Below are 12586 nucleotides of genomic sequence, written 5' to 3'. Positions count from 1 at the left end.
GTTTTTGCTCGCGGCGAATCGACGCGGCTCTCCCCCGGATTCGCTAGGGTCGTGTCGCAACGACACGTCGGGAGCAGCAGTGGCAGAGGAGCACGGGAAGGCGACGCAGGCCGCCGTCCGCGAGCGCAACCTGACGACCGCGCTGCAGCTCGTGCTCTCCGGCAACGGGACCGCGACCCGGGCCGGCATCGCCCGGCGCACCGGCCTCACCAGCGCGACCGTGTCGTCCCTGCTCGCCGGGCTCATCGCCGACGGGCTCGTCATCGAGGGACAGCTGGCCGAGTCGACGGGCGGCAAGCGCGCCACGACGCTGCGGATCGCCGCCGAGGACCACGTGCTCCTCGCCCTGATCGTGCAGCCCGGCCTCGTCCGCGGCGCCGTGATCGATCTGCTCGGCGCCGAGGTCGCCACCGCGTCCCAGCGGCCGGCCACGCCGGGATCGCTCGAGGATGTGCGCACCGTCGTCCGCAAGCTGGTGGCCGCCACGACCGCCCGCATCGTCGCCGTGGGCGTGCAGGTGCCCGGCATCGCCGATGGCCCGCTCATCCGCGAGTCCGTGCAGCTCGGGTGGACGGACGTCGACCTGGCCCGCGAGCTGGCCGGGATCGTGGAGGCGCCCATCCACCTCATCAACGACGCCGACGCGGAGGCCATCGCCGACTCCACGGCCGCGGACGAACCCGGCGCCGACGACTTCGGCGCCAGTCAGCTCTTCGTCTCGCTGAGCACGGGCGTCGGGGCCGCGGTCATCCTGGACGGCGAGGTGGTCGCGGGCGCGTCACACCGGGCGGGAGAGATCGGTCACGTCCCGGTGCTGTTCGGGCCGGAGGCGCCGGTGTGCGCCTGCGGCAACCGGGGCTGCCTCGAAGAGGTCGTCTCGGTCACGAGCCTGCTCGGGCTCCCCCATGGCACCGACCTGGAGGCACTCGACCTCGCCGCCCTCGCCGCAGCGCCCGAGTCGCGGCATCGCATCGCGGACGGCGCGCGGGTGCTGGCGCGCGCCCTGCTGCTGGTAGGAGCGGCGCTCGACGTGCCCAACATCGTCATCGGCGGCGCCGCGCCGCGGCTCGGCCCTGAGTTCATCGGCCACCTGCGGGCCGAGGCGGCCCGGCATCCGGTCAAGGCGGCGATGCCGCTCGGCTTCCGGTACGCGCGCGTCGCGCAGGAGCAGCCCTATCGCGGCGCCGCGCAGTACGCGCTCCGCTCGACCCTCGGCATCAGTTGGGCGGGCTGACCGGGCCAGGCGGCCGCAGGGGCGGCTCAGGATGCGGTGAGCAGCGCCAGCAGGGCCGCGCCGTGCCGCCGGTCGTGGCCGAAGGTGGCGATGTCCGCATACGAGGGCTCCGGATGCGCGCCCATGTCCACCACGAGCACCGAGCGGCACGTGGCGCGCACCGCATCCACCACCTGGCGGGCCCAGCGGGTGGCCGCATTGTCCGCGCCGACCACGACGACCGGGGTCGCGGTCGCCAGGACGAGCTCCGGGTCGTCCGACGGTCCCACCTGGACGACCGGATTGCCGGCCCACCGTGAGGCGAGCGCGCTGCCCTCCTCGGCCCACGCGTCCTGCAGCGTGTACCAGCGCGGCACGCCCAGCACGTCGTTGTCGAGCGTGGCCAGCCGCACGACGGTGCAGCGGCCGCGGAACCGCGGCAGCGCATCCCGCACGCCGTTCGCGAACCCGAAGGTCACGGGCGACGCGGACCGCAGCTCGGGCTCCGCGACCAGGGTCATCAGGACACCCCCAGCTGGGCGGAGAGCACCATCACCACGCACCCGCGGAGCACGATGTCGCGGCCGAGGCTCGTCATCCGCAGCGTGACGCCCGAGTGGAAACCGGCCATGGTGCGGTTGCGGAGCGTCTCACCGACCGCCTCCAGCAGGACGCCGTCGATGAGCTCCTCCGGGCCGCTGAGCACGACCTCGGACAGGTTGAGGGCACCGACGATCGGCGCGAGCGCCACGCCCAGGCGCTGGCCCGCCTCGCGGAGCACCGGACCCGCGGGCTCGCCCTTCGCGGCGGCCGCCGCGACGCGCGACTCCAGCCGCGGGACGGCCAGCCAGGCCTCCAGGCAGCGCTCGCGGTCGTAGGGCGCCTCGGGACCGCCGTCGGTTCCCACCATCACCTGGCCGATCTCGCCCGCGGCGAACCGGCTGCCGAAGACGAGGGCTCCGGCGACGAGCAGGCCCGAGCCGACGCCGTGGCCGACCTTCACCAGCATCATGTCGCCCTGCGCGTCGGCGAAGCCGTGCTCGGCGAGCACGGCGACGTTCGCGTCGTTCGCGACGAACACGGGCAGGCCGGTGCGCGCGGCGACCCGCTGCTGCAGCGGCTCGTCGACCCAGCCGAGGTTCGGTGCGGCGGCGACCGTGCCCTCCGCATCCACGATGCCGGGCGAGCCGATGCCGACGCCGAGCACGGGCGCGGTCGTCGCCTCGACGAGACGGTCGACCAGCGCGAGGACCTTCTCGGTAGCCTCCTCGCCGCGGCTGCCCGCGAGCTCCACCTCGACAGCGGCCAGGATGCGGCCGTCCATGTCGAGGACGGCCCCGCGGAACACCGCGTGCTCGCTGAGGTCGACGCCGATGATCTGCGTGGCGCCGCGGTTCACGTCGAGGAGCACCGCCGGCTTGCCGGGGCGGGCGTCGTCGCGCTGACCGAGCTCGACCACGAGACCCTCGGCGATCAGCTCCCCCACCAGGTCGGAGATGGTCACCCGGGTGAGGCCGGTGGTGCGTGCGAGGTCGGCGCGGCTGACCCGGCCGGAGCGGTACAGCGACTGCAGCACCAGGGAGCGGTTGTGCCCGCGGGCGTGTTCCGGCAGCACCTTCGTGCGGGGCCGGAGGGCGCGGCCCGGGACGAGGCCGCGGTCGGGCGCTGCTGCCCGCTCCGAGTGGGTGGAGCGCGTTCCCTGGTCGATCGCCATGTTTGTTAGTAAAGCTGACAATCAAAGTCCTGGCAACTGTTCGCGCCCCCTTTTCTGCGGTAGACCAACAAGGCCGGGCGGCCGACGGGATGTGCTCCTCGCACTTCCGACAGTGCCCGAACATAGCGGAACGGCCCGCACGGGATGTCCGTGCGAGCCGTTCCGGGTGGTCGCGTTACTTCGCGGCGGGCTGCCCCTCGGCCGCCACGGCGTCCGAGATCGCCTGCTGCAGGCGCTTCTGCGCCTCGCCGTAGGCCTGCCAGTCGCCCGACTTCAGCGCGGCCTGGCTGTCGCTGAGGGCCTGGTTCGCGCGCTGCAGCGCCTCCTGCAGGGCGGTGTTCCCCGCGGTGGAGCCGCTGCCCGTCGATCCGCCGGTGGACTGGCCCGTGCCGGGCTGCGTGGTCCCGGAGCCTTCGGTCGGCACGTTGTTGTCGCCGGCGGACGCGCCGGAGTCGCCGCCGAACAGGGCGTCGAGCGCCTGGTCCAGGGTGTCCTCGAACTCGATCTTGTCGCCGAAGGCCACCAGCACCTTCTGAAGCAGCGGGTAGCTGGTCTCCCCCGACGAGCGGACGTAGACCGGCTGCACGTACAGCAGGCCACCGCCCACCGGCAGCGTCAGCAGGTTGCCGTTGATGACCTCCGATTTACCCTGACGCAGCAGGTTGAGCTGCTGCGACACGGTCGGATCCGAGTCGAACTGGTTCTGCATCTGGCCGGGACCGGGGATGGTGTCGCTCGACGGCAGCTGCAGCAGCCTGAGCTTGCCGTAGCCGGACGCGACCGTCCCCTTGGTGTCGCCGGCGTCCGCATCCACCGCCAGATAGCCCTTCAGGACCGACCTGCTCGACTCGCTCGTACCGGCCGGGATGAACGTCGAGTACAGCGAGAACGCGGGCGACTCCTGTCCGGGCATCTTCATCGTGAGGTAGTACGGCGGCTGGAGTGCCGGGTTGCTCGACGGCGAGGTCGGGTCGTTCGGCGTGGTCCAGGCGTCCTCGCGCGAGTAGAACGAGCCGGCGTCGTCGACGTGGTACTGGCCCAGCACCGAGCGCTGCACCTTGAACAGGTCGGACGGGTAGCGCACGTGGCTCATCAGCTGGGCGCTCATGTCGCTCACCGGCTTCACCGTCGCGGGGAAGACCTTCTCCCACGTCTTCAGCACCGGGTCGGTGGTGTCCCACGCGTACAGGGTCACCGAGCCGTCATACGCGTCGACCGTCGCCTTCACGGAGTTCCGGATGTAGTTGATGTCGTCGAAGGCGTAGGCGGGCTTCGGGGTGTCCTTGTCCGCCGTCGCGTCGCTGAGGCTGCCCACGTGCGAGTACGGGAACTGGTCGCTCGTCGTGTAGCCGTCGATGATCCACTTGACCCGCCCGTCCACGACCGCGGGGTACGCCTGCGAGTCGAGGGTCAGGTAGGGCGCGACCTTCTGCACGCGCTTGATCGGGTCGCGGTCGTACAGGATCTGCGAGTTGCTGTTGACGGCGTCGGACAGCACGATCTGCTCGTCCTGGAACTTCAGCGCGTAGACGAGGCGCTTGAAGATGTTGTCGAGCTTCGGACCGCCGTTGCCGCTGAACGTCGTGTACGTCTGCTGGGCGCCGTCGGCGCCGCCCGGGTAGTCGAGCTCGACCTGCTTGCCGTCCTTCGGGCCGCCGACGATCGAGTAGGTCGGCGACTGCTCGCCGAAGTAGATGCGCGGCTGGTACTCGCCGAGCGTCCCGGTGGTGGGGATGCCGGACTCCATGAAGACCGGCTGCCCGTCGGGCGAGCGCTGGTTTCCGTACGCGGCGACCAGGCCGTAGCCGTGGGTGTAGACGATGGTGTCGTTGAACCAGTTGCGCGTGCCGCCGAGGCCGGACTGCTGCAGCTCGCGGACGGCGACGACCGCATCCTGCTGCGTGCCGTTGACCTCGTAGCGGTCGACATTGAGCTTCTCGGGGAAGGCGTAGTACTGGCGGAACTGCTGCAGCTGCCGGAACGAGGGGCTCACGACCGCGGGGTCGAGGATGCGGATCTGCGCGGTGGTCTGCGCATCCTGCCGCAGGGCGCCCTGCTCGGCCGTGGTCTTGGCGTTGTACGGGATCGTCTCGATGTCGCTGAGCCCGTAGGCCTCGCGCGTGTAGTCGATGCCCTTCTGCACGTAGGGCGACTCCAGCGTCTTCTGGCTGGGGTCGACCTGGAAGCGCTGCACGACCCAGGGGACGATGGCCCCGACGACGAGCGCGGCGACGATGAGGAGCGCCGTGCCGACGATCGGGAAGCGCCAGCGGCCGATGAAGGCGGTCAGGACGAACAGGATGGCCACGAACACGGCGGCGCCCGCGAGGATCGCCCGGCCGGGGATGGTCGCGTTGACGTCGGTGTACGCGGCGCCGTTGATCATGTCGTTGACGTTCGAGTCGGTGACGGTCGCGTAGCGGTCGAGCCAGATGCTGACGCCCTGCAGCAGCAGGTACAGCGCCGCGATGACCGAGATCTGCACTCGCGCTGCGCGCGAGATGCGCACCTCGCGGCCGCTCACCCGGATCGATCCGTAGAGGTAGCAGGTGGCGAGGGTGGCCAGCAGCGAGATCAGGACGACGGCCGAGGCGAAGCCGACCGCGCTGCGGTAGAACGGCAGCGCGAAGAGGTAGAAGCCGATGTCGAGGTGGAACAGCGGGTCGGTCTTGCCGTACGACGTGCCGTTCAGCCAAAGCGCGGCGGTCTGCCAGCGGCTCGCCGTCGAGACGCCGGCGAAGATGCCGAACACGATCGGGATGCCGTACATCGCGAGGCGGCGCAGCGGCTCGATGACCTGCTGGTAGCGGTCGAGCTGGGAGTTCAGCTTGGCGTAGACCGGACGGAGCCGGTACGCGAGCTGGATGGACAGCCACAGCGGCACGGCCATCCCGAGGAAGCCGATGAAGAACATGCTGATGCCGGCGAACCACTGCGTGGTCAGCACCTTCAGGTAGCCGAGCTGGTCGTACCAGAGGATGTCGGCGTAGAGCCCCGCGAAGACGAAGAACAGGATGACCACCGCGACGATCACCCCGAGAGTGATCCAGATCGCCGCGCGCCGGCGGCCTGCGGGACGGACTGCAGCAGTTGAACTCACGTATGGCCTTCTTGGTCTCGTGGCGGGGGTGAGAACCATCCTAGGCAGCGAACGCTTGGAGAACGCTGCGGTCGAGCGGTGATCAGCCTGCGGGGCAGGTGGGAAGCCCCGCCGTGCTTCCTCCATCGCGGACGGCCTGGAGGACCTTCAGCGAATCGGCGAGCGTCTTCACGGCGAACACGTGCAGCCCGGACGGGATGTGGCCGGTGACCTCGTCGCAGTTCGAGGCGGGCGCGAGGAAGTAGGACGCCTTGCCGGTGTCGCGCGCGGCGTACATCTTCTGCCGGATGCCGCCGATCGGGCCGATCTCGCCGGCGTTGTCGATGGTGCCCGTGCCGGCGACGCGCTTGCCGCCGTTGAGGGACTCCGGGGTGAGCTTGTCCATGATCCCGAGCGCGAACATCTGACCCGCGCTCGGGCCGCCCACGTTGTTCAGCTGGATCTTCACGTCGAACGGGAAGGTGTAGTCCATCCCGGCGCCGATGCCGAGCACGACCTGGCCCTGCGACTCGATCGGGGTGATCGCGACGGTCGACGCCACGCCGTCGCGCACGATGGCGAGCTCGGCCGCCTTGCCCGTGCCGTTGGCCTTCACCGCGTCGCGCAGCCCCTGGATGCTCGTGATCGTCGTTCCGTTGACAGCGGTGATCTCGTCGCCGACCTTCAGCTCCTTCGACGCCGGGGTTCCGGTGATCAGCTGCTTGACGGCGACGTTCTCGGGGAAGGTGTAGCCGAGCTGGTTCAGCGCGGCGGCGATCGCATCCTGCTGGGAGTCGACCATCAGCGCGGCGTTCTCGGCGTTCGACTGCTCGGTGGTGGTGCCGGGCGGGAAGACGGTCTCCAGCGGCAGGACGGCCTTGCTGGGCTGGAACCACGCCCCCGCGATCTCGAGCCAGCTGGGCCGCTGCTCCGGGTTGCCGACGACCGAGACCGTGAGCAGATCGAGCGATCCGGAGGTCGGGTAGGTCTTCTGGCCGGGGATGGTGATGAGCTCCTTGGCGTCGCCACTGGGCTCCGCGCCGACCTGCTGGTCGGTGCCGAGGGTGTTGAAGACCGGTCCCGGCTGCTCGATCACGAACGGGGCGGGGACGAGCGCGAGCACGAGGGCGAGCACCACGGCGACGCCGATGGCCACCCACCCGGCGATGACGCGGCGCGGCGGCGCGACCCGGACCGGCTCGTCGCCGGCGAAGCCGTCCGGCGCGGAGCCGTCCCGTTCCGGGCGGTCGTCGCTGAACAGGGTCACGGGCCCGTCCTCTCGGTCAGTGTTCGCCACGGGCGCACGGCCCGAAGGCGAGCATAGGGCAATTCCCATCCGCCACTCCGGCGCCAGCGGCTAGCGTAGATCACGAGCCTGAAGTCGCGCCGACGGCGCCGAATCGCCGACGGCCGGCTCATTCGAGAAGAGGACGCTGACCATGGCCGACGATCGGAACGACGACCGGGATCCGGACCGCGAGGACGACGAGTTCCGCGACATGCTGAGCCAATTCCTGTCCGGGAACGGGGCCTCGATCGACCCGAGCCGGCTGGCCGGCGCCGCGGGCCTCCCCAACGATCCGGCCAGCATCCAGGCGCTCCTCGGCCAGCTGCAGAACGCCCTGATGAACCCCGGCGGCGGCATCAACTGGGACATCGCCGACCAGCAGGCTCGACAGCTCGCCGCGGACGGCGCGCACTCCGTGACGCCGGCCGAGCGCGCATCCCTCGACCAGGCCTTCCACGTGGCCTCGCTGTGGCTCGACCAGGCGACCGGCGTCGCGTCGCTCAGCGCCACCCCCGAGCTCATCGGTCGCGCCGAGTGGGCGCGGCAGACGATGCCGCTCTGGAGCCAGCTCGCCGAGCCGGTCGCGCTCAGCATCTCGGACGCTCTGACCCGGGTGCTCTCCGAGCAGGCGCCGGAGGAGATGCAGGCGATGCTGCAGAACGCCGGCCAGGTGATGCGCTCGATCGGCGGCGCCCTCTTCGCGATGCAGCTCGGCCAGGTGGTCGGGCAGCTCTCCAAGGAGGTCGTCTCGGGCGGCGACATCGGCATCCCCCTGCTTCCGGACGGACAGGCGGCGCTGATCCCGCAGAACATCGAGGCGTTCGGCGAGGGTCTCGACATCCCCGCCGACCAGATCCAGCTCTACCTCGCGGTGCGCGAGCTGGCGCACGCGCGGCTGTTCCGTCACGCCAAGTGGCTGCGCCTCCAGCTGATCACGCAGATCACGGCGTTCGCCAAGGGCATCACGATCGACACGGACGCTCTGGAGTCGCTGGCCGAGAACTTCGACCCGTCCAACCCGGAAGAGCTGCGCGAGGCCATGGTCAGCGGGCGGCTCATCCCGCCGCGCACCGAGGAGCAGCAGGAGGCGCTCGCCCGTCTCGAGACGGTGCTCGCGCTGGTCGAGGGATGGGTGGACGTCGTGACCGCGAACGCCACGCGGCTGCTGCCGCGCGCCGACGCGATCGCCGAGACCGTGCGGCGCCGCCGCGCGTCGGGGGGTCCGGCGGAGTCCGCCTTCGCCACTCTGGTGGGGCTCGAGCTGCGACCCCGGCGGCTGCGCGACGCGGCCGCGATGTGGCAGGCGGTCACGGACGCGGTCGGGATGGACGCGCGCGACGACCTGTGGTCGCACCCCGACCTGCTCCCCCAGTCCTCGGACCTCGACGACCCGTCGGCGCTCGTCGCCCGGCTGACCGCGGCCGCGACCGGCCAGGAGCCGGAGCAGGACGCGCTCGACCAGGCGATCGAGGACCTGCTGCGCGACGACCGGGACCGTCCGACCGAGGGCTGATGTCCGCTTCGGTGGCCTCTTTTCGGAGCGGTCGCCGCTGACGTCGGCACCGATCCTGTGGAGAGACTGGCCGGAGAAATCCGGCCTGTGGACAACCCCGGATCTGCCCGGTCGGTCGGGCAGCATTTCGGACATGGTCCTCGTTCTCGACTCCCGCATCCCCCGCGTCTGGCGCACCCCCGACAGCCTCCAGTTCGGCGTCGACGAACCCGTGCTCGTCCTCGACCGGGTGAGTCATGCCGAGGAGCGCATGCTGGCCGGGCTGGCCGCCGGGGTCACCGAGGAGGGGCTCCGGGTGATCGCGTCCCGGGCGCGAGCGGCGGAAGGGGCGGCGGAGGACCTGGTGCGGCGGCTCGCGCCGGTGCTGGCGCCGACCTCTGCGGCGCCGCCGACGGCTCGCGACCCACTGGTTGTGGTCGACGGGGCCGGACCGACGGCCGTGCAGCTCCAGCGGATGCTGACCGACGCCGGTGTGGAGGTGCGCAGCGGGCTGGCGTGGACGGATCCGGCCGTGGAACGCGCCGACGTCGCGGTGATCGTCGCCTCGTACGCGATCGAGCCCCAGCGGCATGCCCGCTGGCTCCGCCGGGACGTGCCGCACCTGCCGCTCGTGTTCGGCGATGGCGGGGTGGTGGTCGGGCCGCTGGTGCGGCCCGGCGACGGCCCGTGCCTGCGCTGCCTCGACCTGCACCGCACGGAGGCCGACGCGGCCTGGCCTGCGATGGCGGCGCAGCTGCACACCCGTCCGGCGCCGGGCGAGACGCCGATCGTCGCGGCGGCGACCGCCGCACGCGCGGCCGCGGTGCTGCTCGCACTCCTGCGCGACGGCGGCGGTCCCGCGTGCGGGGAGGCGGCGCGGCTGGCGCCGGGTTCCGCGGACTGGGTCAGCCGGACGTGGTCGCCGCACCCCGCGTGCGGCTGCCTCGGGCTGCCCCCGTGACGCCGGCCGAGGCGGCCGGCGGGCCTGCTGCCGCAGCGCCGTTCGCGCGCGCGGCGGGCGGTCGCAGCTCCGCCAGGAAGCGCGACGGCTGCCGCAGAGAGGGACGCCCGGGCTGGTTGCCCCGTGCCGACCAGCTCAGGCGCAGGCGCTGCCGTGCCCGGGTGATGCCGACGTACAGCAGGCGGCGCTCCTCGTCGATCTGCTCGAACGTCCCGGCGTAGCTGATGGGCACGAGCCCCTCGCTGAGGCCGATCAGGTAGACGGACGGCCACTCCAGGCCCTTCGCCGCGTGCAGGGTCGCCAGGGTGACCGCCGACATGGTCGGCTCGTGCTGGCCGGCCTGGCGTGCGAGCAGCTCGTCGGTGAAGCCGCGCAGCGTCTGCCCCGGCGGCTGCTCGTCGACCAGACCCATGATGGCGTTCAGCGACTCCCAGCGCTCCCGGACAGCTCCGCGCCCCTCCGGCGGCTGCACCGACCAGCCCAGCGAGCGCAGCACGTCGCTGACCGTGCGGAACAGCGGCTCGTCCGACGCCACCAGGCTCGCGGCGCGGAGCGACATGAGCGCCTGGCGCACCTCGGGCAGGTCGAAGAACCGCTTCGACCCGCGGATCTGGTAGCTGATCCCGCGGTCGCCGAGCGCCTGCTCGAGCGCGGCGGCCTGGACGTTCACGCGGTACAGGACCGCGATGTGCTCCGGACGCGCGCCGGCCGCGAGTTCCGCCGCGATCTGCTCGGCCACAGCTCGCGCCTCCGCCCGATCGTCCTCGAAGGCCGCGGGCTCCGGCACCGCCACCTCGGGCGAGTCCCCGCCACCGTGCGACGCCACCTCCGCGGGCCGCAGCGTGAGGGCCCCGGAGCGGCCGCGCATCAGCCGGTTGGCGGTCTCGATCACGGCAGGCGTCGAACGGTAGTTCTGCTCCAGCCGCACCACGGTCGACCCGGGATGCTCGCGCTCGAAGCCGAGCAGGTACTCGCTGCGGGCTCCCGCGAACGAGTAGATGGTCTGGCTGGCGTCGCCGACCACGCAGAGGTCCTTTCGGGTGCCCAGCCAGAGCTGCAGCAGCTGGTGCTGCAGCGGGGAGACGTCCTGGTACTCGTCCACGACGAAGAAGCGGTACTGCTCCCGCACCTGCATCGCCACCGCCGGCTCGCTCTCGATCATGCCGGCGCAGGCGAGCAGCACATCCTCGAAGTCGATCTGCTTGCGCTCGTCTTTGAGGTCCTCGTAGCGCTGCAGCAGGGCGGCCACCTGCTCCGCCGACAGCGACCCCGGAGTGGGCCGGCCGGCCGCGGTGTACTGGTCGATTCCGAGGCCGGAGACCTTGCGCCACTCGATCTCGGCCGCCACATCCCGCAGCGTCGCCGTGTCGACCTTGAGTTTGAGCGTCTCGGCGGCGTGGCCGAGGATGCGGCCCTTCCCGTCGAGCACGGAGGGCAGCTGACCCCCGACGACCTGCGGCCAGAAGTAGTTGAGCTGGGCGAGCGCGGCCGAGTGGAACGTCCGCGCCGACACGCCGCCGGCCCCGAGCTGCCGGAGCCTCCCCCGCAGCTCCGCCGCGGCGCGGGCGGTGAACGTCAGCGCCATCACGCGGTTGGGCGCGTAGGCGCCCGACGCGACCCCGTACGCGATACGGTGCGTGATCGCGCGGGTCTTGCCGGTGCCCGCACCGGCGAGGATGCATACCGGCCCGAACAGCGCCTCGGCCGCCACCCGCTGCTGCGCGTCGAGACCGGCCAGCAGCGCCTCCGGCCCGGCGGGCGACGCGGTCACGGCGCGGGCGGCTCGTCGAGCGGGCCGCCGTACCAGTCCTCGATGAGGGCGCGCGCGATCGACGAGCGCCCCGGAAGGATGATCTGCTCGCGGGCCGCCCACAGCTCGTCGCGGCTGAACCACCGCACGTCGAGGATCTCCTCACCGTCCGGGTCGAGCGCCCCGGCGGCCTGGTCGTGGGCCAGCCGGGCGGTCATGCCGACCATCACGGACGCCGGGAACGGCCACGGCTGCGACCCCTTGTACTGCGCATCCACGACGCGGATGCCCGCCTCCTCGAACATCTCGCGCTCGACCGCGGCCTCGAACGACTCCCCCGGCTCGACGAATCCGGCGAGCAGCGAGTAGCGCGAGTTCTCCCACATGGCGTTGGAGCCGAGGAGCAGCCGGTCGTCGTCGTCGAGCACGGTGACGATCACGGCGGGGTCGGTGCGCGGGAAGACCTCGGAGCCGTCCTCGAGACAGCGGCGCACCCAGCCCGCCTGCTCGACGACCGTGGGCGTGCCGCAGCGCGGGCAGTGCGTGTGGGACGCGTGCCAGTTCGCCATCGCCAGCGCCTCGGTGAACAGGCCCGCATCGCGGTCGCTGAGCGCCGTCGCCACCGTCCGCAGGTTGCCCCAGCGCGCCTCGTCCGGCTCAAGCTCCTGCGCGGCGGCGTCCGTCAGCACCTCCAGCACCACAGCGGTGCCGGACGGCTCCGTCGCGCTCGCCACGGTGGTGCGCCCGAGGTAGACGCGGATCAGGGCGGAGGTCACCCGATCGACGGGAAGCAGCTCCAGGGCGGCCGGACCGGCATCCGGGGCGGACCAGCCGTCGGCGGCGGGAGTCGCGGCGGCCACGCTCTCCGCAGTGAGCAGGGCGCGCCCCTTCCACAGCGCGAGCACCCGCGTGCCCGGTTCCTGCCACAGCTCGTCGAACAGAGCGGGACGCGAGCGGGCGGAGTGATCGCGGTCGGTCGCGTGGCGGGACAGCGGGAGCGCCGCGAGCGGCAGAGCGGAGGTCGGGGCGGACGACATCGAGGTCCTTTCGGGGCGTGGCGGACGGCCGTCGCAGGGAGGCCCGATTAGC

Annotated in this window: 9 protein-coding genes; 3 read left to right on the top strand and 6 right to left on the bottom strand. The window is 72.0% G+C overall.

The features are described from left to right. Positions 1-79 precede the first annotated feature (79 nt). On the top strand, positions 80-1234 hold the full coding sequence (locus J2W45_RS01830; RefSeq protein WP_310128534.1) for an ROK family transcriptional regulator: 1155 nt from the start codon (positions 80-82) through the stop codon (positions 1232-1234). 26 nt (positions 1235-1260) lie between these two features. Here the strand turns inward: J2W45_RS01830 and J2W45_RS01825 are convergent, their stop codons facing one another. The 4 genes from J2W45_RS01825 to J2W45_RS01810 form a co-directional block, all read right to left on the bottom strand. Beyond that, positions 1261-1734 carry a hypothetical protein gene (locus tag J2W45_RS01825; protein ID WP_310128532.1) on the bottom strand — a complete coding sequence of 158 codons (474 nt, stop codon included), beginning with the start codon at positions 1732-1734 and terminating at the stop codon, positions 1261-1263. Then, positions 1734-2927, bottom strand: a complete 1194-nt coding sequence (locus tag J2W45_RS01820) for an ROK family transcriptional regulator (RefSeq protein ID WP_310128531.1) — start codon at positions 2925-2927, stop codon at positions 1734-1736. Before J2W45_RS01820 ends, J2W45_RS01825 begins: the two co-directional genes overlap by 1 nt. A gap of 175 nt (positions 2928-3102) precedes the next feature. Further along, entirely contained in the window at positions 3103-6027 is a 2925-nt protein-coding gene (locus tag J2W45_RS01815; RefSeq protein ID WP_310128528.1) for a UPF0182 family membrane protein, read from the bottom strand. Positions 6028-6109: 82 nt separating this feature from the next. Continuing rightward, positions 6110-7273 carry a PDZ domain-containing protein gene (locus J2W45_RS01810; protein WP_396427051.1) on the bottom strand — a complete coding sequence of 388 codons (1164 nt, stop codon included), beginning with the start codon at positions 7271-7273 and terminating at the stop codon, positions 6110-6112. Between the two features lie 172 nt (positions 7274-7445). On the opposite strand from J2W45_RS01810, the gene J2W45_RS01805 reads away from it, so the two are divergent. Further along, positions 7446-8807 carry a zinc-dependent metalloprotease gene (locus tag J2W45_RS01805; protein ID WP_310128526.1) on the top strand — a complete coding sequence of 454 codons (1362 nt, stop codon included), beginning with the start codon at positions 7446-7448 and terminating at the stop codon, positions 8805-8807. Between the two features lie 133 nt (positions 8808-8940). Further along, positions 8941-9747 carry a TOMM precursor leader peptide-binding protein gene (locus J2W45_RS01800; protein ID WP_310128524.1) on the top strand — a complete coding sequence of 269 codons (807 nt, stop codon included), beginning with the start codon at positions 8941-8943 and terminating at the stop codon, positions 9745-9747. Here J2W45_RS01800 and J2W45_RS01795 read toward each other — a convergent pair. Together J2W45_RS01795 and nudC are read right to left on the bottom strand one after the other, a co-directional pair. Next, the gene (locus J2W45_RS01795; RefSeq protein ID WP_310128521.1) at positions 9692-11518 is read right to left on the bottom strand and encodes an ATP-dependent helicase; all 1827 of its coding nucleotides are present in this window, start codon (positions 11516-11518) and stop codon (positions 9692-9694) included. The genes J2W45_RS01800 and J2W45_RS01795 overlap by 56 nt on opposite strands. Next, positions 11515-12534, bottom strand: coding sequence for an NAD(+) diphosphatase (gene nudC, locus J2W45_RS01790; protein ID WP_310128519.1), 1020 nt, complete (start codon positions 12532-12534; stop codon positions 11515-11517). The genes J2W45_RS01795 and nudC overlap by 4 nt, the downstream gene beginning before the upstream one ends. Positions 12535-12586 lie beyond the last annotated feature (52 nt).

Source organism: Leifsonia shinshuensis, assembly GCF_031456835.1.
Taxonomy (GTDB): domain Bacteria; phylum Actinomycetota; class Actinomycetes; order Actinomycetales; family Microbacteriaceae; genus Leifsonia; species Leifsonia shinshuensis_C.
The sequence above is the reverse complement of the archived record's forward strand: the minus strand, read 5'-3'. Positions and strand labels throughout refer to the sequence as shown.

Coding starts and splice junctions, on each gene's coding strand:
- J2W45_RS01800 (WP_310128524.1), top strand. CDS start 8,941: ATGGTCCTCGTTCTCGACTCCCGCATCCCCCGCGTCTGGCGCACCCCC.
- J2W45_RS01825 (WP_310128532.1), bottom strand. CDS start 1,734: ATGACCCTGGTCGCGGAGCCCGAGCTGCGGTCCGCGTCGCCCGTGACC.
- J2W45_RS01805 (WP_310128526.1), top strand. CDS start 7,446: ATGGCCGACGATCGGAACGACGACCGGGATCCGGACCGCGAGGACGAC.
- J2W45_RS01820 (WP_310128531.1), bottom strand. CDS start 2,927: ATGGCGATCGACCAGGGAACGCGCTCCACCCACTCGGAGCGGGCAGCA.
- nudC (WP_310128519.1), bottom strand. CDS start 12,534: ATGTCGTCCGCCCCGACCTCCGCTCTGCCGCTCGCGGCGCTCCCGCTG.